Origin of the sequence: Pseudoalteromonas sp. NCIMB 1079 (assembly GCF_040567695.1) — a bacterium.
GTDB lineage: Bacteria > Pseudomonadota > Gammaproteobacteria > Enterobacterales > Alteromonadaceae > Pseudoalteromonas > Pseudoalteromonas distincta.
Genome location: NZ_JBEWZA010000003.1, coordinates 64,363 through 86,689 on the forward strand (window position 1 = coordinate 64,363; position 22,327 = coordinate 86,689).

A 22,327-nucleotide genomic window follows, 5' to 3' on the forward strand; every position below is an offset into this window, starting at 1 on the left:
TAAAATCGTCTTTTAGCTTTTTAGACAGCACCTTAATTTCCCCATCTTTATCTGAGTAATAACCTATGCATGCCGTATTCTTATTTCCGCCTAGTCCTAGGAGTGTATTTTGGGAGCTTTCATTTATCTTACGAGAGTATGTCCCTTCGAAGGTAGAGCCTAATACATTGCCTACTGCGGCCGAGGAAGTCTTCGTTAGTGACATTACATACGTAAAATCGGCGCAAGGCGTGCATTACCTATCGTTAGTCACTGATGCTTACAGTCGAAAAATAATGGGTTATGAGCTGAGTGATGAAATGAAAGCAACCGATGTAGTCAGAGCATTAGAAATGACAATTAAGCAACGCGTATATAAACGTGATGCCATTCATCATTCAGATAGAGGTTTACAATATTGATCTGAAGTATATCAAAATGCGCTATTAAAAGAGGGCATTAGACCATCGATGACCGATGGGTATGACTGTTATCAAAACGCATTAGCAGAGCGTATTAACGGGATATTAAAGCAAGAGTTTTTACTGTATAAATGTCGCAATATGGCAGAGTTAAAACAGCTCGTTGAAGAATCGATATTTATATACAATGAAATGCGACCGCGCTTAAGTTTGGATATGAAAACACCAAATCAAGTGCATAAAAAAGACCTGGCGCTTTCGCACCAAGTCTTTCATTAAAACCGTCAACCTATTTCAGGACGGGACATATCCCACATAGTTTTTTCACATGTGACAATTTAATTTGCGTTCTCAGTTACACGTACACTATAAGAGTATGAATTATTTTCCTCACCAACCTCCAATGTAGCACTTTCACCTTCCCTCACAACAAACGAAGGAGTTAAAGTTAGAGCACCTTTGAAGCACTCAAGCTCAGATTCGATTTGCATACTTACTTCGTTCGCTTTAGATAGCAACAAAGTTAATTTACAGTTTTCCTTCTCTTCTTTATATAAAGTTTCTTCTTTCACAGATGCTGTTGACTCAAACATTGTTTCACTATTATGTTTTACTTCAACATCTACGCTATAAAGCTTTTCCATATCACTTTCACACCCCATTAAAACCAAAATTGTTAAAGAGGTAGATAAAAATTTAGTAGAGAAATTCATAAGTTAACCAACCGCTAAAGGTTTAAATATAAGTACCCTTAATAGTAACTTGGTACGGGTGATTTAATCAAGTTTAGATTAAGCCCTTCTATGACCGTAAGCGTCTAGCGAACAATATCTGTCCCCAGGGCGAGATCGTGAACATTTCTTAACCACCTGAGCGAAAGCTAAACGATCAGTTTGACGATCCAGTGTAGTCGTGATCTTATACTCTCTTTTCGGGGAGTAAAGCCATGTATATCGAAGCCTTTACCGCACACTTTGGCGAGTTATCTGACAATCGTCAATCAGCAAAAGTTACTTATCCGCTTGAGGATATTTTATTTATCACCTTGTGTGGTGTTGTCGCTGGGGCCGAAGGCTGGAGCGAGATCCGCGATTATGCCGATGGCCATATTGACTGGTTTCAACAGCATGATTACCTGCGCGAGGGCGTCCCCGTTGATGACACCATTGCCCGTACCATTTCGCGTATCGACCCAGAGCAGTTTAGAGCCTGCTTTATTAACTGGATGCAGGCTGTGCACGAAAGCACCGAAGGACAGCTGATTGCGATTGACGGTAAAACGCTGCGAAGCTCCTACCAGCGCGGTGACCGTCAATCCACGATACACATGGTCAATGCGTTTGCGTGTGCCAATAAAGTGGTGTTGGGTCAGGTAAAAACTTCGAAGAAATCGAACGAAATCACGGCGATTCCTGAGCTTATTCAGTTACTTGATGTTCAAGGTGCCTTGGTGTCAATTGACGCCATGGGCTGTCAGACCAGCATTGCAGAGCAAATAGTCGAGCAAGGTGGTGATTACCTGTTCACGCTCAAAAGCAATCAGGGCAAGCTCAGCAAAGCAGTGGAAGATGCGTTTGCTGAGACACGCAGAGCACCACTTGGTGGCTTAATCTTCGAGCAAAAGCGGGGTCGCATAGAAGCTCGAACATACCATGTGTTAAGCGCTGGTGACGTGAGCAAAGCGTTCCCGCAATGGCCTGAGCTAAAAACGCTCGGCATGAGCATGAGCTTCCGCCAACAACAAGGAAAAGCGCCCGAGTTGACGTATCGTTACCATATTAGCTCCGCGTCTTTGAGTGAGAAGCAACTCGCCGAAGCAGTGCGCTCTCACTGGACTGTAGAGAATAGCTTGCATTGGGTACTGGATGTCGGCATGGGTGAAGACGACTATCAAATACACCAGAACCACGGTGCCGAAAACTGGTCGATGCTGCGCCACTTGGCGCTAAACATGTTGCGTGCTGAGCCATCAAAGGGCAGCATACCAGCTAAACAAAAACGGGCTTGGATGAAAGCCAGCTATCTGGAAGCTGTGCTAACAGCGGGTTTCTGCAGCATGGCTGATTAATGAGCATTCATGCGGTTGCCCTGTATCTGTCCCTAATATTAGATCTCAGCTATGTTATTCTCAAATTTAATTGAGGAGATAAGTATGAGAGTAATGCGCATTAAGGAACAATAGCGAGCTATTATTAAAGATTAACAAGCAAGTGGTTTAACAGTTGTCGATTATTGCCAACAAAACGAATTATCACCAACTAACTTTTTAAAGCCAGAGTTACTCAGCAAGTTGAGATAATTTGTGGGCAAGGTGACATATCAATTACTGTACGAAAGATAAAAGTAGCTTGCCAGCCACTACTTACTAGTGCTAGTTGGCTAACGTGCTAAGTGGGTTTGCTTAATGAGTATCTTCTTTGAGCCAAGAGACGTATTTTTGCAACGTGACGCTGTTGATTTTCGTAAATCTATTGTTCACCTTGGCGCCATCGTTGAACAAAAGCTTGATCGTGATGCCTGCACGGGGGCGTTATTCGTGTTTTGTAATAAAGCTAAGAATAAGCTCAAACTGCTCTATTGGGATAAATGCGGTTTTGCTTAGTGGTACAAGCGCCTTGAAAAGCAGCGGCTCAAATGGCCAAGTAAAGTGAGTGAGCGAGGTTTGTATTAACTGAACAACAACTGCATTGGTTGTTATCGGGTTATTATGTATTCATTACACCTAAATTTACCTAAGCAATAATATTTTACACGTAAAAAAGCCGCTAGCCCGAGCAATTAATCTGCTTAACCATTTGATTTAATGAAACTATCTAGTGGCTCGCTTGTTATAATTTTGGTAACTTCCTTAGTTCGCTCAAAGTCGACTCTAGAGCATTTACGTTAAGTTGTTTTGGGGCAAAGGTGAGTTATATTGATAAATCGTCGATGGACAAAAACGTTTCAGAGCCGAATGACGGCTCTGTGCCAGAAGCGGACGATTGTGAAAGCTGAGCAAAATCAACTAATCCAATTCTAAGACCAGTAGTTTCATGATTTATAATATCGCTATTATGAACGGAAGATATTACTTAGACCCCTCCAGATTTAGTACCCAAATGGCAAGACCAAGTATTTGGACCATGGTGCAGAGCTGGTACAAACTTGCAAAATGCGCCAACTGTTTTTTGCTGTGAATTTTTATATATCAATTTCGTTGCTGTTTCGCCTTCAAACTCAACGATAAGTTTTTCATCTAGAAAAATAAATAGCGGTAATGGTATACCAAGGCCAATAAAAAAACCATTAACGCTTTCGTCTTTGGCTTTGTAATACCAAACTTCTTTCTTTTGGTCAGATTTTACTTTTAAAGGTTCACCAAATTGCTTTTTTACTTCTGATTTAGTTAAAGAAACACTCACCTCCTCATCATAAGAGTACACAACACCTGCACCTATGCATCCTGAGATAGATATAACAAAAATAACAGTGAAAAAAATTCGTAGAAGAGCCATTCATCAATCCTTTATTAGCTAAAAATTTCCATTATAAAATGGTCGTTATTCAATAATTACATATATTAAACTGAGTTGTACCTTTTAATTTTAAAAGCCAGTGATGATTTATGTTCGTCGTTGGTTTCAATTGTCCCTATAAAATAAGAATATCATTTTTACCAAATGATAGAGTTTCAATGACGGGTCTCGCATTTTGGATGATGCTACGAATTTTTCAGCGTCCGGTTGTCGCTCAAAGCCGTCCTATAAAGTAATTACTTTAACACGTTTGGGGCAAAAGCTTGTTAGAACAAAAGGCAGACTGCGACAAATAGCATCGAAAAGTTTCGAACTTTATTGTCCTCCGATATGATAGTTACCCACATAAGGAATGTCTTTCATTACTGGCTTCTTCTTATCAACTCATTTTGACGTAATATTGCTAAGGTATCAGACGGTGTAACTTTCCATGCGTCCGACAATCTGCGTAAAGTAAAAACCCCTAATTCAAGTCTATCATCGGGTGATAAAAAGTGATGTAAGTGTCGGCCAGCGACTGAAATAGTGACAGCAGCCCCCTGTGCACCATTATTATAAACTGCCATCCCTTTGTTTTTATTCTCGCCATGAAATGAAGCTTTTACTTCGCTTTTCAAGCCAAATAACACGCCGCACAACCCGGTTAACTCGCTTTTAGTCAACTGAATTATCGTTTTACTTGCCCAGTCTGGTGATTCACCAGGGGAGTTAATAGTAGTCATTTCAATACTTAACGTCTGCAAGCCAAGCCGACTAGATGTGTACTGAACGTTCATAGCTGTGCGCTTTAATGGTTCTGGGTGCCTATCTGCATAAAATGTAAGTGCTTCACCAAAATTGTTCTGTTGTGACATTCTTCCCCCCTAAATATCTAAGCGTTTACTCGCTGCTCTTAGGCGTTCATCACCCCTAAAGTCATATTTTTGCGTTGTTGCTAAGCTTGCATGGCCCATTGCATCTTTAACTGTAATTAGATCTTCGCCGTTCTCTAGCATTGACGAAGCGAATGTCCTTCTTAGGTCATGCGGGGCACACTTTTCTATACCGGCCTCGACAGATCTACTGTTTAAAATATGGTAAATTGCCTGGCTAGTCATGCGCTCTGAGGTAACATCATCGTATCTACGAACACGACTAAATAGTGGCCCTGGAATATCACTTCGCACTTCCTCAATCCAGCTTTCAAGCCTTTGAAATGCGCCATCTGGCAAGTAGGCCATGCGCTCTTTATTACCTTTACCTAGCACTTTTAGCGAGCGGTTATGCCGGTTATAATGAGAAAAATCAAGGGATACAACTTCAGCTCTTCGTAATCCGCACCCGACTAAAACAGATAAAATAGCGTTATCTCTAACCCCAATAGCAGACTTATCACTTTCACATGTGAAAAATAATTTCTTAACTTCAGCAGGGGCCAGGGCTCTACCTTTAGGTATTCTTGACCCTCTAACCGACTTAACTAACTTGATATGTTGGTAAGTATCGGTGCTAATAAGCTTAAGTGTCCATGCCTCTACGGCTACACCTTTTATTGCCGCCAAGTAATTATTTATAGTGGCCGGTGCTTTTCCCGCATCAGTGAGCATGGTCAAAACTGCCTGTACATGGTGCCGCTCAAGCATACCCCAAGGACAGGTTCTTAAATCATGATAGCCCATCATTTTAGCTATGTTGTTTAAAAACGACCTCATGGCTAGCCGGCTACTTTCAGCCCTTAAGCCCATTAAGTATGAAACAGCAGGATTTTTTTCAATACCATTTACACCAGTGCCAGCAGCCTCCGCACTTAATACTTCAAAAGTACGCTCTGCAGGGAGAAATGTGACTTCGGTATTTTCATCTTTGTTTTGTTCGTGCATTTTTTGATGCCTCAAAGTAACTTTGTGCTTTTGCTCCATACTTAGTTTAAGTTTGTGTGTTTAGAACAACCCTACATAATGAAGTACGGACATATTATCTGTGTTTATTTTGCTCAGTATCACTACCTAAATTACAGCTTCTAATTTTAAATTCTGATGGTGTTGACTCGATATTTATTATATCACAGGCTCTACTTTCTAAAAGGGTCATTTTAATAAGTAGAGAAATTATAACTGTACTCATAAATATTAGGTTTTTGTAGAGACAATAAAGTCCACCCGTAGCAACGCTGGTTTGCCTGTTTACTACTTGTCGGAAGGCAATAATGTTTGAAACTTTTTAGCCTTCCCAGTCTGTTCCTTTCGTGTCAATAGAAGGTATGTACGACAATAAAGGTCAAAACTTAGATTCAATCAACGTGCCTACCCAAAGATAAATTGTGACAACAAAGATTGAAACTCACTTTTGGACAAAAATGAGTTAGAGCTGAAGGACGGCTCTGTGCCATAATCCGACCTTGAGACACATAGAGATTAAGACTGCAAAGATACGAAAGCGGAAGTTAGCTTTGGCCTGTTTAACGACAAATATTCCGACAAAGCAGTCATGACTATTAGTTTATTGTTAAATCTAATCTTTCTTTTCGTTCATCTACTCAATAACCCCACGCTAAACGTGACTTTAGCGTGGGGTTAGAGTTCACAGTAATTTTATCTGGATAGCTCTTTTATTTTTTTCTCTGAAAACCAGCGATATAAAACAGGTAAAACAAATAATGTTAACAGTGTTGCAGTTACCAAGCCGCCAACAATAACACTCGCTAATGGGCGCTGTATTTCTGCACCAACACCATTAGACATTAACATCGGTATCAAACCTAAAGCTGATGTTATAGCAGTCATAAGTACAGGTCTTAATCTTGAAGTAGCGCCTTCAAAAACGGCTTTAGATGCTTCTAGACCGTCTTTAATACGTTGGTTGATACTTTCTACCATAACGACCCCATTCAATACCGCTACACCAAATAAGGTAATAAAGCCAACGGAGCTTGGTACAGACAAGTATTGTCCAGATAAATATAAGGAGAAAACTCCGCCAATTACAGCAAGCGGCACGTTGACCAATATCAGCATAGCTTGACCAACAGAACCAAAGGCAAAGTAAAGTAGTAGTGCGATTAGTGCTAACGATAAAGGTACAACTATAGCTAACCTATTTTGAGCACGTTTTTGACTTTCGAACTGGCCGCCAATCGAAACAGAATAACCTGAAGGTAAGTCAACCTTTTCAGCAATTACCGTTCTGATATCGGCAACCACGCTTCCCATATCTCGATTTTGTACATTTGCTTGGATAACGACTCTTCGTTGTACATCATCGCGTCTAACTTGTGGTGGGCCTGACTCAAATGAGACTGAGGCTACGTCACCCAGCCGCACCCAAGCACCAGTAGGTGATTGAAGCCGAATATCAGCAATAGCTTCTTTGTTACTTCGGTACTCTTCCTCTATGCGAACGTAAATATCATAACGTTCATTACCATTGATTATTTGTCCGGCTTCAACACCACCAATACCATCACGCACAACCTCCATTATGTCACTCACAGACAATCCAAAGCGTGATAGTTCTTGCCTGTTAGGACTTATCACCAATTGCGCTTCACCAGCAATTTGCTCCAATGCAACATCCCTTGCACCTTCAATGTTTTTAATTGCTGTTTCTATTTCTTGACCTTTAGCCGCCAGTACCTCAAGTTCAGGCCCAAACAACTTTATCGCCAACTGAGCCTTAACACCAGATAGTAGCTCATCGACACGAGTCGCAATAGGTTGAGAAAAGTTGAGTAGCAACCCAGGGAATTCTTCTAAAGATCTCTCCATTTTTCCTTGAAGTTCATATCGATTAGATGCACTGGTCCACTCAGAAACAGGCTTCAACCCTATGTAAATTTCGATGTTATTCACAGGCTCTGGGTCTCCACCTATTTCTGCTCGACCAATTCGGCTTAATGCATAGGTTACTTCAGGGAAAGCCATTAGTTTTTCTTCTAGAATTGGTGCCACAGTGAGCGCGGTATCTAAACTGGAAGAAGGTGCAAGCGTTGCTCTTAAGTTTATCGTCCCTTCTTCTAACTCAGGTACAAATTCAGTACCAATTAATGGAACTAATGCAAAGGCAGAGAAAACTAATATAAGTGCGGCTGAAATGACTAATTTGGTGCGTTTTAGTGCGAATGTAAGCCCTTTTCTGTAGAGTTTGTCTAATGGCCTAAGAACAAAGCTTTCCCTCTCTTTTACACCTGACTTAAATAAATAAGTAGCTAAAGCGGGTACAACAAACAACGCAACCACAATAGCAGATATAACAGCTAAAATGATGCTTATTGCCATAGGTTGAAATAACTTTGCCTCAACACCTTCAAAGCTAAATAAAGGCGTAAATACGACTAAAATAATAGAAGCTGCAAAAAATACGGGACGAGCCACTTCTTTACCCGCATTTTGAAGACGTAACTTAATACCATGCTCATCTTGTTCTACATCATGTGGATCAGTATCAGCACTAGGCACTCTTTCTTTTACAGTTTTTAAATGGGTAGAGTCTGGTCTATTTAAATGCTTAAACATGTTTTCAACCATCACGACTGAACCATCAACTAGCATACCAATGGCTACGGCAATGCCACCCAATGACATAAGGTTTGCAGAAATGCCCCACCAAGCCATGATCATTAACGCGATACCAATTGAAATTGGAATAGATATTAGGACAAGGAAGGTTGCACGTATATTCATTAAAAATAGTGCTAATACAATACAGATGAAAATAAATGCTAGTAATAGTGCATCAACTACTGTATCAACGGCTTTTTCAATCAAATCAGCCTGATCATAAAATGGTTCAAAGCGAACACCTTTAGGCAATGCTTGATTAATCAATGGGATTCTTGCATTGATACCATCAATGGTGGCTTTAGTATTAGACCCCATGCGTTTTAAGACAATGCCAGAGACAACTTCACCTAAATTTTCGACTTTACCGTCTTCGGTTTTGCGCGTCATTGTGACAGCACCTTGACGAATTTCACTGCCCATTTCAACTTTAGCAATATCCGAAACCGTCACAACTGTCCCATCAACTGTTTTGACGGGAACTTGTTTGATATTACTAATACCAGCGTCACCACTTTCAAACCAACCTGCACCTCTAATAACAAGCTGCTCTTGCCCACGGTTCATATACCATCCGCCAACATTGGCATTGTTGTTATCTAGGGCACCAACAACGTCTTCTTGCGTTAGGTTATAAGAAAGAAGCTTAGATGGATCTACATTTACTTGGTACTGCCTAACAATACCTCCAAAGGAGAGTACATCAGTAACACCATCGACAGGCATAACGAGTAATTTTACTACCCAATCATTGAGACTCCTGAGTGCCATAGCATCATAGCCTGCATCTTTATCTGAAATAAGAAGGTACTGAAATACTTGGCCTAGCCCTGAGGTGTTTGGCCCCATTTCGGGTGTGCCGACACCTTCTGGTATCAGTTCTTTTGCGGCTTGAAGACGCTCAAATACAAGTTGTCTTGCAAAGTAAATGTCGGTGCCTTCTTTGAAAACAACCGTGACGCCAGACAAGCCTGTTTTAGAAATTGAGCGCACTTGTTCTACATCAGGTAAGGCATACATGACCGCTTCAATGGGGTACGTAATGAGTTGTTCAACTTCTTCAGCAGCTAGTCCTGGCGCTTCAGTATTTACAGCAACTTGAACATTAGTAACATCAGGAAAGGCATCTAAATTTAGTTTTGGTATAACCATAATTGCGCCGACAATTGTGGCAAACAGCGCAATCAAAATCAGGAGTCTATTATTAACAGACCAATCTATTATTTTATTAAACATAGTCTTGCTCCTTAGTGGTTATGCGGATCAAATCCGCCTTTAGCGATTTCAGAAGCAACAAAAAATGCGCCTTTGGTTACAATTCGCGTCCCACTATCAAGGCCAATGATTTCCCTAAAATCACCTAAGGCTCGGCCTAGTTCTACTTCTACAGCTTTAAATTCTCCAGGGTGGTCTTCGACAAATACGGTCCAATCACCATCTGCGCTGCGGATCAATGCTTCTTCTGGCACAGCCATCACTTTCTGCTTTGTGGCAAACTGAAAGTAAACTTTTACAAACATACCTGAATGAAGGTTATCATCAGCATTCTGTACCCCCAATCTAATAATTCTTGTACGAGTTACGGGATCAATTGTATGGGCTTCTTGGATAACTTTGGCATTGTAACTCTGGCCTTCTAATTTAAGTACCGCAGGAGAATCAATTGATAAATTTAGCTTTTTATTTGGAGAAACTTTTGCTTCAACCCATAGTTGTTTTTCATCAGCTAACAACATGACTGAATCCCCAGCATCAACACGTTGCCCTTGGATAAAGTCGTCTTGAAGCACGACACCTTCACGGTGCGCCGTTAATGCATATTGTCCAAATGCTTTAATGTCTTTGTTAGAAATACCATTTATTGCTTTTTCAGTTAACCCTAAAGCAATGAGCTTGCCATAGCTCGCATTGTATGTTGTTTCAGCTTGTAATAATCGACTTTCACTCACCGTCTTATTACCCAGCTTTTTTACACGTTGCCATTCGGTTGAAGCGATTAAATAGTCAGCTTGTGCTTGTGCCATTGCTTCACTAAATAATGTAACTAACTTCTGACCTATTTCTACATACTCGCCAAGCGCTGCATGGCGACTGATAATGACTGACTCTGTACGTGGTGATACCACATAACTTTTATAGCCATTAGCTTTTATTTCGCCAGGTGCATATACGGAGCTAAATTGATATTCAGGCTTAACACTTTCCACTTTAATGTTAGCAAGCGACATCTTCTTTGGATCAATAGTGATACCTTCTTCATGTCCTTCTTCTCCCTCTTTATTACCACCTTCATGGCCGTGCTCGTCATGGTCACCTTTATCTTCTTCATGTCCCTTTTCGTGTTCATGCTCATCTTGATGTTCTTTTTCTTCTTGTTTCGAAACGTTTGTGACAGAACCAGTTCCATCTGACGACTGTGCAAAAGCATCATGATTTGTAGTAAACCCAACTAACAGGCAGCTAATTACTACGGCTAAAAATTTTTTACTAATTACTGTATTCATTTTTGTAACCTATATTTTTAATAAATTTAAGATTTCGTTTTTCGCTACTGAAAAAACAAAGCGCTCAAATCTCAAATTTGGATAACTGACCCATACTTAAAATGAAGGATATTTCTGCAAGCTTGAATTGATTTTCCAAACGTATTCCTGCATGAAGCCCTTCCGCACGTTGATTTAATGCAAGTAAGTAGTCAGAAGTATTAATGTCACCAGCTTCCCAGCGCTTATTTAATAAGTTTTCGCTGCTATCTAATCTGCCTTTTGTCAGTTTTTGCCATTGCTCATAATATTTTTTACTGACAATAAGCGATTCATAATTAGCTTTTGCTTCAAATGACTGCTTTCGATAAACCGACCGAAAGTTAGCCTCTGCTGCAATTGCTTCTGAATAAGCGGCTTTAACAGTATCTGAATAGTTATTTCTGATATTTAAAGGCATTGAGAAAGTCACGCCAATCAAGTCTTCATCTCCACTTTTCCCTGCGTTAACTCCAATGGTTGGATTGGCTTTAGATTCCATAGTGGTTAGTTGAGCTTTAGATTGTTTTATCTTCCATTGCGCTCTAGCGAGTTTAACTTTTGGATGTTCCTCAACCCACTGAGAGTTAAATGAATAGTTTGTTGCTCCAAAAGTAAATGAAAACAAATTGGTAGTATTAGGCGTCCAATCAGGCAATAACTCCTGAACATTTACCTCTGCATTTTTCAAAGCAATTTGCGACTCAGATATTTCACTGAAAACTTGGGACAAGTTTAAATAAACCAGTTCAGCGTCAAGTGGCTCTAAAAGTCCTGCTTTTCGCTTATCTTCAATAATTCCAACGAGCGTTTGTAATTGATTTTCTCTTACTGAAAGTAACTGAGCCACCTTTTTTGCTGCTTGCCAATTAACTATTGCAGTTAAAGCGTTAGCCTTTTTAGAATCGAGTAGAGATAACAATTGTTGCTGGTTTGCATAAACACCAATTTCACCAATGCTTTTATTTGCTGATTGCTTATCCCAAAAATCAATCGTTTGACTGATACCAATAGAATAATTATCAAAATCACCCTCTTTTTCATAGCTTGCTTCAAGCTCTGGGTTATATACGGCTTTAGTTAAGCTCTTGGCTCTATGATTACTTGCATTAAGTAACTCTTTAGCCGCAACAACTTCGGGATCTTTATTTATTTGACTATCTAGCCATGAAATACTTTTCTGTTTGGCATAAGTGGCAACTGAAAAACTCACAGCCATACATAAAGACAGGACTAAACCTGCATTTTTTAAATATATATACATAAAAATTCTTAATTTTAAAATTAATAAACACGAAACCTTTATCCATTATTAAAGGATAAATAGGTCATTAAAAATTAATCTAATTAAGAAATAGGCGGACGAAGTATCGCTTCAAGAAAGGTACTTGTTTGATCAATTTGATAAGGCGTTTTATTGATAATGTTTAGTTTGCCCGTGGTATTTGAATTACTGACTAAAATCCAAGATAAGTGGCTGCCACTGCAATGTCCGCAGTGATGACAATCTTTTTCATTATGCTGCTCATCACCTACATTATCATTTGAGACATTTCGATCATCTGCATGATCATGTTGAGTTTGAAGGTGCTCTATATCTATTTGGTGATTCTCAGATGTTGAGGATGCTACAGCAGTTAACGATTGTAAAACAATCGAAATAACCAAGAGCATTTTTAGTACAACATTAAGGTTCAAAGTTATCACCAGTTAAATATAGTATTTAGAATACTAGCAGAAACTATTTTCTTAAACTAGCTTTTCAATTCAGTTTCCACGCTTTTACATTAAATAATTTTTTTATTTGACTCTATAGCCACTATAGATTTTATACTTATTTTAATATTATTACGGAATGTTAAATATGTCAGAAAAATGTAGTGGTCAGTGTCAATCATCTTCTACCAATGAAGATGTAAAAATTGATACACAATTAGATAACTATAGTGGCGCGTTTGTCAGTACATTTAAAGTACCTCAAATGGACTGTCCTTCAGAAGAGAGATTGATTAGGTTAGCACTTGACTCAATTGAGCCTTCAGTTGGGTTGCAATTTGATATTCCTAGCAGTTTAGTCAAGGTTTTTCATGATGAAAATTTAGATGAGATAACAAAAAAATTACAACAACTCAATCTCGGTGCAGAGTTGGCATCAACTAAAGAAAGTTGCAGCACCGAAGCTGCAAAAGCAAAAGATCTAGCCCAAAAAAATGAGATGAAAGAAGCATCAACGCTAAAATGGTTGTTAGCCATTAATGGAGTCATGTTTTTTATAGAAGTAATTGCTGGGATTATTGCGCAATCTGCTGGCCTTATTGCCGACTCATTAGATATGTTTGCTGATGCTGCTGTTTATGGTTTAGCTATATATGCTGTCGGTAAAAGCATAAGCATGAAACTTAGAGCGGCACATATATCTGGTGTACTTCAAATTATTCTAGCGCTAGGTGCTTTGAGTGAAGTCGTAAGACGCTTTATTTACGGTAGTGAACCTATCTCTTCTTTAATGATGATATTTGGTGGAATAGCACTAATCGCTAACATTGCTTGTCTGTTTTTAATATTTGGCAACAAAGAAGACGGCGCTCATATGAAAGCGAGTTGGATTTTTTCCGCAAATGACGTAATCGCAAACGTAGGTGTAATCTTAGCTGGCTTATTAGTTACAGTAACTAGCAGCCGTTATCCAGATTTAGTGATTGGTTTGATAATTGCTCTTGTCGTTTTAAACGGTGCTCGCCGCATCTTACAGCTAAAGTATTAAGCAGAGAAATGAAAATAATGCACTCATCGTATATCAAATCAAATATATCATACGTGATAATGATTTTAATCGCGGTGCAGTCTGTGTTTTTTTCGCTAGAAGAGCTTGAAATAAACTTAAGTGAAAGTTCTTTTAGTTCATCACTAACTAAGTCTATTACCCCGCTAAAAGCTCCAGAAGACTCCAATATGCTTGAGGTGAATAATAGCAACTCTTCAATTGATAATTGTAATTTTTGTTGCTGTTGTCACTTATTTTTAAATGCTGATTCTTCCTGTAACATTTTCCAAGCAACAGATCACTTCCTTACCTACGCCTTAGTTTCTCCTGAGCTAAAAAGCTATATCTCGGTGCCATTCCGCCCAGCTAAATACGCCTAAATTTTATAGAAAATTAAGAAAGGTCAAATGTTAATGACCTAAATATCACATATAAATTTATAGGAAAGTATACATGGCACTTAATACCTGTGTGCATCGCAAGATAGCAATTTTAAGGTGTGTAACACCTCGGCTTAAATATATCGCGTTTCTCGCTTTGTCACTTTTTACATTTAATGTTTATGCCTTTGAGAAGCAGTTAAACCTTCAAGAGGCAATTCAGTGGACGCTTAAACAAAATCCAGAACTTAAAATATTTGATTTCAAGCAAACGGCATTAATTGGACGAGAACAAATCGCAAGTTTAAATCCTGCTTATGAACTAGAGCTTGAAGCTGAGAACTTTGCAGGCTCAGGTGAATTTAATACATTCGACAGTGCTGAATTAACAGTCGCTCTATCTTCGGTTATCGAAATGGGAGATAAACGCTCAGCGCGGATTGGAATTGTTTCAAAATCAAGAACACTACTCACTGCTGAAAAAGAAGTCTCTGCGCTTAATTTAATGGCTCAAGTCACTGAGAAGTACGTGGAAGTACTTGCAGCCCAACAAAGAGTTATATTGGCAGAAAATGCTTTGAGCTTAGCACAAGAAACCTTAGAGATTGTATCTCAGCGTAACCGCGCAGGTGCTACTCCTGAGGCTGAAGTGAAACGCTCAAAAGCAGTTATTGCTCAGGCTAACCTCACCCTTCAATCTGAACAAAAGCGCTTGGAATATCTAAAGCTTTCTTTATCAGCTTACTGGGGAGAAACATCAGTGTCATTCTCTAGAGTAACTGGAGATCTGTTTCAGTTTGGCAATGATAGTGATTTTAGTAGTCTCTTTGCGAAATTAGAGAAAAACCCTGCTATTCAAGTTTATGCAAGTGAGCAGCGACTAAAAGAGGCCGAGTTACAGTTGGCTAAAACAGAGTCAACGGCCAATATCAAATGGTCTGTTGGTGTTAGGCGCTCTCAAGAAGCCAATGATACGGCACTGGTCGCTGGCTTTAGCTTACCTTTGTTTGCTGAAAAGCGAAATTCTGGCGCAATCGCTAGTGCGCTAGCAGAGCGTGACCAAGTTGCCATAGAGAAAGAGGTGACTAAGTTAAGATTTAGAAATCACTTACTACGAGCATACTCCAATAGAAAACAAGCCATATTAACAGCTAATTCATTAAAGCAGTCGGTTATCCCAATGCTTGAAGATGCACTGGAAGATACTCAAGACGCCTATCAAAAAGGTCGATATGGATATCTTGATTATGTATCGGCTAGACAAGAGCTGTTAAATGCTCGGCGAACCCTTATTGACGCGGCATCTGCTGCCCTAATTTATGGCGCAGAGATAGAAAAACTAACAAACGAAGCGCTGTCACTCTAAATAAACATCACTTTAAGTTTAATAACAATTTATTGATTCAGTGATTAACTGAATCGTTTAGGAATTCAAAATGAAAAACTATTTATTCGCACTATTGATTTTTATTGGGTATCTATCACCCATTCAAAGTGTTTTCGCTAGTGAAGATGAACATGAAGGCGAAGAAGGCATAAGCAAAATCGACAATAACATGGCAAAAAAGGTTGGTGTTGAAACAGCCTATTTAGCTTCAAAAACGTTGAACCAAACTATCCCTGTATACGGCTCTACGACGATAGGCGCTGAACAATTATTTCAAGTTGGCGCTAGATATAACGGCGTTATAAAGACAATAAACTTCACTGTTGGTGATACGGTAAAAAAAGGCGATCTATTAGCCGTTATTGAATCTAATGAGAGCTTAAATACTTATAAAATAACATCGCCTGTTTCTGGGACTGTTTTACAGCGAAATGGAAATATTGGCGGTATCACGCAAAACACTAGCTTGTTTGAAATCGTCAAATTTGACACCTTGTGGGCTGAATTTAAGGTGTTTACCAGCCAATATAATCAAATCAAAGTCGGTCAGCATGTTGATATTGAGCAAGGTGAACACGCATTCAGTTCAGTCATCACTAATATTATTCCAGCTAAAGATCAGCCTTATGTTTTAGCACGGGTACGATTAAACAACACTGAGTTAAAGCTAACGTCAGGTCAATTATTAAAAGGCAACGTAAAGATAAACCAATTTGAGGTGGATTTAGCGGTCGAGAAAGTTGCCATACAAGAGCTAGGTGGACAATTAGGTGTCTTTGTAAAAGAAGATGAAGAGTACGAGTTTGCACCACTTGTCCTTGGTCGTTCAGACAAAAACTATATCGAGGTCATTGATGGCCTCAGTAAAGACGCTGAATATGTAAACAAAAACAGTTATCTGATTAAAGCAGATATCTTGAAATCTGAAGTAGAAGACGACGATTAGGAGACGCAATATGATTGAATCAATTTTGCGTCTTGCAATAAATAGGCGCTATTTAGTATTAAGCTTGCTGATGGTAATCATCGGCGTTGGTATGTGGAGTTATCAAAAACTTCCCATTGATGCTGTTCCAGATATAACAAACGTACAGGTACAAATAAATACCTCTGCCCCCGGTTATTCACCTTTAGAAGCGGAGCAAAGGGTAACTTTTCCAGTAGAAAACGCATTAGCTGGACTACCAAAGCTGTCTCACACCCGCTCTCTTTCAAGATATGGTTTATCCCAGGTGACCGTTATCTTTGAAGAGGGAACCGATATTTATTTCGCACGCAACTTAATCAATGCAAGATTAGCTGCGATAAAAGGCGTTATTCCCTCTGGCTTAGAGCCAGAGATGGGTCCTATTTCCACAGGGCTTGGTGAAATATTTATGTATACCGTACAAGCTTCTCCTGACGCTAAAATGCCTAATGGAGAGCCTTATACCGCTATTGCCTTAAGAGAAATACAAGACTGGATCATTAAACCGCAATTGGCTCAAGTTAAAGGCGTCATTGAGGTCAACAGCATCGGCGGCTATAACAAGCAGTATCATATAACGCCGAAACCCGAAAAATTACTTTTTCATCAGGTAAGCTTTGAAGACGTTTCTGATGCATTACGTAAAAATAATGATAACCGTGGCGCGGGTTATATTGAGCAAAACGGACAACAAGTGTTAGTGCGCTCCATTGGGCAACTTGCGACAATGGATGAAATCCTCAATGTCATCATCAAAAAGAACGATGGTATTCCTGTAAAAATAAGTGATGTTGCCAATGTTGCTATAGGCAAAGAACTTAGAACAGGGGCTGCTACTCGTAATGGCATTGAGACAGTGCTTGGTACAACCATGATGCTGATTGGTGAGAATTCTCGCACCGTTGCTTTAGAAGTGGAACATAAGCTCAGCGAAATACAAAAATCTCTGCCAAAGGGCATTACCGCAGAGCCTGTTTACGACAGAACAACGTTAGTAGATAAAGCGATTGCAACCGTTACCAAAAACCTCGTTGAAGGTGCGCTTTTAGTTATTGTTGTGTTATTTATTCTACTTGGAAATTTACGTGCAGCTCTCATTACCGCTGCTGTTATCCCTATTTCCATGTTAATGACAATCACAGGTATGGTGCAAGCAGGAGTATCTGCCAATTTAATGAGTCTCGGCGCATTGGACTTTGGCTTGATAGTGGACGGGGCTGTAATCATCGTTGAAAACTCTGTCCGTAGGTTAGCACAGGCCCAACACAACGGTCATAGGCAAGACTTAAGAGAACGCCTAAATACCGTTTTTGAAGCCACTTCAGAAGTGATACGTCCAAGCTTGTTTGGTGTGGCAATTATCACTGTTGTTTACATCCCCATTTTCACGCTAACTGGCGTTGAAGGGAAAATGTTCCACCCTATGGCGGCAACTGTCGTTATGGCGTTAATTTCCGCAATGATCCTTTCAGTTACACTGGTTCCTGCTGCTGTAGCTGTGTTTATGAAAGGTAAAATCAGCGAAAAAGAAAGTGTAGTTATTCGTTCAACCAAGTCTATTTATGAACCATTGTTAAAAATGGCGATGAAATTTCGTTGGATTATTGTTTCATTCTCAACGCTGTTAATGGGGTATAGCCTTTGGTTAGCAACTACGCTTGGGACAGAATTTGTTCCTCAATTAAATGAAGGTGATATTGCACTACAGGCATTAAGAATTCCATCGACTGGCCTAGAGCAATCAGTAGAAATGCAAGAAGTACTTGAGCAACGTATTAAAGCGTTTCCTGAAGTTGATAAAGTATTCTCGCGCATTGGCACACCAGAAGTAGCAACCGACCCAATGCCACCGAGTATTGCTGATATCTTTGTTATTTTAAAACCACGTAAAGAATGGGCCGAACCTTCAAAACCAAAAAGTGAATTAGTTGAAGAAATGGAAAAAGTACTGAAAAACATTCCAGGCAACAACTATGAATTCACTCAGCCTATTCAAATGCGTTTCAATGAATTGATTTCTGGCGTTAGAGCTGATGTCGGCATCAAAATATTTGGTGATGATTTGGATCGGTTATTACTTACCGCAAAAGATATTCTAAATATTGTGAAAACCGTGGATGGTGCCGCTGATGCTCGAATGGAACAGGTCACAGGTGTTCCATCTTTATCAGTAATTCCTAAACGAGAAGCGCTTGGTAGGTATGATTGAACGTTACCGAATTGCAAGACTGGGTTGCCACTGCGATTGGCGGTGAATCTGCGGGGATCATTTATGAAGGTGACAGACGGTTTGAGTTAGTTGTTCGCCTACCAGAGCAAATAAGAACGGATATCGATAGCTTTGAAGCATCTGCCGCTTCCACTTGAGAATGGTAACTATGTGCCAATTGAAGAAGTTGCAGAGCTTAAATCAGAGTCTTTACCCGCGCAGATTAGCCGAGAGAACGGAAAAAGAAGAGTTGTGGTTACCGTCAATGTTCGTGGTAGAGATTTAGGCGGTTTTGTAAAAGAAGTTAAAGCTAAAATTAATCAGGAAGGAGAAATTCCAGCAGGATACTGGCTTGATTATGGTGGAACGTTTGAACAACTAGAATCAGCAAGTAAGCGATTAAGCCTAGTTGTACCGATAACATTGGTTGTTATCCCTAGGTATTTTGATTATAGCATTTGGTTCATTAAAAGATGCATTAATCATTTTCAGTGGCGTGCCTTTAGCATTAACAGGGGGCGTATTTTCACTTTATTTAAGAGACATGCCCTTATCAATTTCGGCAGGTGTCGGCTTCATTGCATTGTCAGGTGTCGCAGTATAAATGGCTTGGTTATGTTGGCTTTTATTCGAGATCTTTGGCATGAAAAAGGCGACCTATACGTAGCGATCATTGAAGGTGCCATCATTCGTTTAAGACCTATTTAATGACGGCACTGGTCGCAAGTTTAGGTTTTATTCCAATGGCGTTAAACACTGGAATTGGTGCAGAAGTACAACGACCACTAGCAACAGTTGTTATCGGCGGTATTGTATCTTCTACCATTTTAACTTTGTTTGTATTGCCTGTTTTATATCAATGGGCGCATGGCGCTGAGAGTAACAAACAGCAATCCGACGAAATCTAAAGCAAAAAAGCAGCTTAATTACTAAGTTATGCCTAATTAAGCTGCTTTTTATATTGTATGCTCCAAAATTTTATTGATAAAACTTACTCTGCTTCATCCCTACAATTTTCATTTAAAAACTCAAACTCTATCGTCGTATGCGATAAATGATAGGAAGATAATTTAGCTGCAACCTCTTGTTTAAGCTTAATTAATTCTTTAACGTCAAAGTTGTCACTCGCTCAAGGTGCGCTGTTAAAACGTGACTTTCACCATCCAGTGACCAAAAATGCATATGGTGTATACCATTTACTTCAGGAAATTCAATTAATGACTGCTTAATACGCTCTTGGGTCTCTTTATCGGGTGCAGCTTGAAGAAAAAGCACCAATGTTGATTTAAGATTTTTGAAAACGTTAAATAAGATAACAGCCGTAAACCCTATTGATAATAGAGGATCTAATATCCGGCAGTTCAACGAACACAATACAATAGAGACCTATAAGAACGGCAACCCAACCGAGTACATCTTCAAGTAGGTTGCCATGTCAGCACTTTTTCATTTAGTGTTTCACCCGCTTTTAATTTGAATACCGCATAACCATTACGGCAACACCGAGTATGGCTAGCCCTAACATCCCCTCAACTACAGGCATTTCAGGATTGGACAGCTTAGGTATTGCTTCAAATAAAACCCAAATAGAGCCGATAATCAAAACAATACTTATTTACCAATGCACCAAAAAGTGTAAGTCGGAGATAACCATAGCTGAATTTGTCTGATGCTTCTTTATCTGAAAAACGACTTAAAATCCACGCAAAACCTATTGAAGACTATCACCAAGATCGTGAACGGCATCCGCCATTATCGCCGTACTGTTTGTGAGCCAACCACCTATAAATTCGATAATGTAAATATCACATTAAGGAAAAATGCCCAACCAATCCGGTCGTCTTTACCATGCTGATGACTGTGACTATGGTTGTGCATTTTGTACCTCCAGTACTTTTTTATTTCTTATTTTTGATACATTCATATTAATCAAATGTCGGATCACTCGTTGATACAACCAACGTTTTACACCTGATAGATTAGTACCCTTTTTCGAGATAGAACTTATCTGGTGAATCATAAAGCCCAAAGTCGTCATGAATACCTTCTTTTTGAATATAGGTATCCTCATCCACGCCAATCCGTACCGGGTGAAGATAAGCACTTTGTTGCAACACCATAACCACAAAACTCATCTTTTGCTTGGCTAAATTTCTGCTGTAGTGAGCTTAAGTATTGCTCATCCAATATAAAGCCCTCTAAGTTTATCCAACGCCCTTCAAAGTAAACTTCTACCCAACTATGAATGATGTATTTAGGTGCTAACCAAAATACATAGCTTGGGATAGCACCTTTTTGTAGTTGCTGATCAATGGTAAAACCTTGGAAACGACACTGGATACCTAGTCCACGCAATAGTGCCATTAAACAGATTACCCTTAGTATTACATTGTCCATAACCATCTGCTAGCACATCGCTTGCTGAAATATCATCACTCTTGTTATAAGGCCAAACATTATTTCATCTTTACAAACTGATAAGCGGCACCAATTTTGTTGAAATTATCCAAATTTTTCCACCCTCGTTGATCGATCAGGGATTGGATATCTTTGTGTTCAAAATTAACGATATTCGTATTGTTAAATATTTCTCATGTCATTTTTATATATCCCTTTCGTTGCATACCTATACTATAGATCCTATAGTAACTATAGAGTCAAATGTCTGGGGAAATTGATGAAAATAGGCGAATTGTCAAAAAAATCGGGCTGTTCAATACAAACGATTAGATATTATGAAGAGAAGGATTACTGTTAAATCCAACCGTTCAGAAGGTAATTTCAGGCTGTATGATAGTAAAGCACTTAAACAATTGGAATTCGTAAAGCATTGTCGCAGCCTAGATATATCACTCAATGATATTAAACGTCTTATCGAATTAAAAAATAAGGCCAGAAGAAAGCTGCTCTAGCGTTAATGCTTAATTGATCAGCAACTTGCACTAGTGAATAAACGTATGAAAGAATTAAGGGCGCTTAAAGCTGAATTACAACAGATGGCAAGTGCTTGTGGTTCAGACAATACAATTGAAGCGTGCGGCATCATCAAATCATTGGATAGCTAAACTAAATATAACTTTAGATTAGTAAGTATTCACAAAGGCAATAATGAAAACCATTGCAAATTAGCACAATCATTAAATTTAAATGTAGAACCATTCGTTTTTATGAACGAGAAGGGCTGATTACACAACCTGAAAAACCAATATCTGGTTATAGACAATATGACGAAACAATAGCAGGACAACTTAGGTTTATCACAAAAGCCAAAGCGCTCGGCTTTACGTTAAGAGAAATAAAATCGCTAATGTCTATGGACAGCATACTGCACTCAAGTTGAGCTATTAAGCCGACAAAAGTTAGCAATCATTCGAGACAAAATTAATGACCTTCAACGTTTAGAGAAAAGTAATTGTGGGATATGACAAATACCTGTATGCAAAACGAAGATCCAACACATTGCCCCATAATTGATTCATTAAAATGATTGACTCCGTACTTATATACGGAGTTTAGAATGATGGTAATATCAACCAATAGACTTTAAAATGATAAATAAAATATTAGACAGAGTAGGCTCTAGTGGGCGTTTGGCTAGCGGCACGGCCTGCTTCCCTGCATTAAGGTCACTAACATCGTCGTGTCGT

The 22,327-nt window shown here is 39.3% G+C and carries 16 protein-coding genes and 5 pseudogenes; 11 read left to right on the plus strand and 10 right to left on the minus strand.

What is annotated here, in order from left to right:
• Positions 1–158: 158 nt before the first annotated feature.
• Positions 159–680, plus strand: a pseudogene (locus ABX891_RS20440) (IS3 family transposase); the annotation flags it as partial.
• Positions 681–739: 59 nt separating this feature from the next.
• Here ABX891_RS20440 and ABX891_RS20445 read toward each other — a convergent pair.
• Positions 740–1,114, minus strand: a complete 375-nt coding sequence (locus ABX891_RS20445; RefSeq protein ID WP_354630526.1) for a hypothetical protein — start codon at positions 1,112–1,114, stop codon at positions 740–742.
• 233 nt (positions 1,115–1,347) lie between these two features.
• Between ABX891_RS20445 and ABX891_RS20450 the strand changes: the two genes are divergently transcribed.
• Together ABX891_RS20450 and tnpB are read left to right on the plus strand one after the other, a co-directional pair.
• Positions 1,348–2,469: an ISAs1 family transposase gene (locus ABX891_RS20450; RefSeq protein ID WP_354630527.1), complete on the plus strand. Its 1,122-nt coding sequence runs from the start codon at positions 1,348–1,350 to the stop codon at positions 2,467–2,469.
• Between the two features lie 336 nt (positions 2,470–2,805).
• On the plus strand, positions 2,806–3,003 hold the full coding sequence (gene tnpB / locus ABX891_RS20455) for an IS66 family insertion sequence element accessory protein TnpB (RefSeq protein WP_354630528.1): 198 nt from the start codon (positions 2,806–2,808) through the stop codon (positions 3,001–3,003).
• A 469-nt stretch (positions 3,004–3,472) separates the two neighbouring features.
• Here the strand turns inward: tnpB and ABX891_RS20460 are convergent, their stop codons facing one another.
• The 7 genes from ABX891_RS20460 to ABX891_RS20490 all read right to left on the minus strand — a co-directional run bounded on the left by ABX891_RS20460 (position 3,473) and on the right by ABX891_RS20490 (position 12,671).
• A complete protein-coding gene (locus ABX891_RS20460; RefSeq protein ID WP_197184827.1) occupies positions 3,473–3,895 on the minus strand; it encodes a hypothetical protein in 423 nt (140 codons plus the stop codon).
• 383 nt (positions 3,896–4,278) lie between these two features.
• On the minus strand, positions 4,279–4,770 hold the full coding sequence (locus tag ABX891_RS20465; RefSeq protein ID WP_010555478.1) for a hypothetical protein: 492 nt from the start codon (positions 4,768–4,770) through the stop codon (positions 4,279–4,281).
• A 9-nt stretch (positions 4,771–4,779) separates the two neighbouring features.
• On the minus strand, positions 4,780–5,775 hold the full coding sequence (locus ABX891_RS20470) for a tyrosine-type recombinase/integrase (protein WP_121638758.1): 996 nt from the start codon (positions 5,773–5,775) through the stop codon (positions 4,780–4,782).
• Between the two features lie 711 nt (positions 5,776–6,486).
• On the minus strand, positions 6,487–9,687 hold the full coding sequence (locus tag ABX891_RS20475) for an efflux RND transporter permease subunit (RefSeq protein ID WP_004588883.1): 3,201 nt from the start codon (positions 9,685–9,687) through the stop codon (positions 6,487–6,489).
• 11 nt (positions 9,688–9,698) lie between these two features.
• Positions 9,699–10,955, minus strand: a complete 1,257-nt coding sequence (locus ABX891_RS20480) for an efflux RND transporter periplasmic adaptor subunit (RefSeq protein ID WP_002962258.1) — start codon at positions 10,953–10,955, stop codon at positions 9,699–9,701.
• 64 nt (positions 10,956–11,019) lie between these two features.
• Positions 11,020–12,237: a TolC family protein gene (locus ABX891_RS20485; protein ID WP_008468875.1), complete on the minus strand. Its 1,218-nt coding sequence runs from the start codon at positions 12,235–12,237 to the stop codon at positions 11,020–11,022.
• Positions 12,238–12,320: 83 nt separating this feature from the next.
• Positions 12,321–12,671 carry a hypothetical protein gene (locus ABX891_RS20490; protein WP_028835965.1) on the minus strand — a complete coding sequence of 117 codons (351 nt, stop codon included), beginning with the start codon at positions 12,669–12,671 and terminating at the stop codon, positions 12,321–12,323.
• A 166-nt stretch (positions 12,672–12,837) separates the two neighbouring features.
• Here ABX891_RS20490 and ABX891_RS20495 point away from each other — a divergent pair, with 166 nt between their 5' ends.
• The 6 genes and pseudogenes from ABX891_RS20495 (at position 12,838) to ABX891_RS20525 (ending at position 19,588) form a co-directional block, all read left to right on the plus strand.
• Complete coding sequence (locus ABX891_RS20495) at positions 12,838–13,737, plus strand: cation efflux transmembrane domain-containing protein (protein WP_076920335.1); 900 nt, start codon at positions 12,838–12,840, stop codon at positions 13,735–13,737.
• 8 nt (positions 13,738–13,745) lie between these two features.
• On the plus strand, positions 13,746–14,117 hold the full coding sequence (locus ABX891_RS20500; protein ID WP_354630516.1) for a hypothetical protein: 372 nt from the start codon (positions 13,746–13,748) through the stop codon (positions 14,115–14,117).
• Between the two features lie 73 nt (positions 14,118–14,190).
• The gene (locus ABX891_RS20505; RefSeq protein WP_354630517.1) at positions 14,191–15,483 is read left to right on the plus strand and encodes a TolC family protein; all 1,293 of its coding nucleotides are present in this window, start codon (positions 14,191–14,193) and stop codon (positions 15,481–15,483) included.
• A 70-nt stretch (positions 15,484–15,553) separates the two neighbouring features.
• Positions 15,554–16,450 carry an efflux RND transporter periplasmic adaptor subunit gene (locus ABX891_RS20510; RefSeq protein WP_192532887.1) on the plus strand — a complete coding sequence of 299 codons (897 nt, stop codon included), beginning with the start codon at positions 15,554–15,556 and terminating at the stop codon, positions 16,448–16,450.
• A gap of 70 nt (positions 16,451–16,520) precedes the next feature.
• A pseudogene (locus ABX891_RS20515) lies at positions 16,521–19,388 on the plus strand (efflux RND transporter permease subunit).
• Positions 19,388–19,588: an efflux RND transporter permease subunit gene (locus tag ABX891_RS20525; RefSeq protein WP_354630529.1), complete on the plus strand. Its 201-nt coding sequence runs from the start codon at positions 19,388–19,390 to the stop codon at positions 19,586–19,588. The pseudogene ABX891_RS20515 and the gene ABX891_RS20525 overlap by 1 nt, the downstream one beginning before the upstream one ends.
• An 83-nt stretch (positions 19,589–19,671) precedes the next feature.
• Here the strand turns inward: ABX891_RS20525 and ABX891_RS20530 are convergent.
• Both ABX891_RS20530 and ABX891_RS20535 read right to left on the minus strand, forming a co-directional pair.
• A pseudogene (locus ABX891_RS20530) lies at positions 19,672–20,558 on the minus strand (cation diffusion facilitator family transporter).
• Positions 20,545–21,250 (minus strand): annotated as a pseudogene (locus tag ABX891_RS20535) (transglutaminase-like domain-containing protein). The pseudogenes ABX891_RS20530 and ABX891_RS20535 overlap by 14 nt, the downstream one beginning before the upstream one ends.
• 107 nt (positions 21,251–21,357) lie before the next feature.
• Between ABX891_RS20535 and cadR the strand changes: the two are divergent.
• Together cadR and ABX891_RS20615 are read left to right on the plus strand one after the other, a co-directional pair.
• Positions 21,358–21,745 (plus strand): annotated as a pseudogene (gene cadR, locus ABX891_RS20540) (Cd(II)/Pb(II)-responsive transcriptional regulator).
• Between the two features lie 53 nt (positions 21,746–21,798).
• Positions 21,799–22,020: a MerR family transcriptional regulator gene (locus ABX891_RS20615; protein ID WP_502936065.1), complete on the plus strand. Its 222-nt coding sequence runs from the start codon at positions 21,799–21,801 to the stop codon at positions 22,018–22,020.
• Positions 22,021–22,327: the final 307 nt, after the last annotated feature.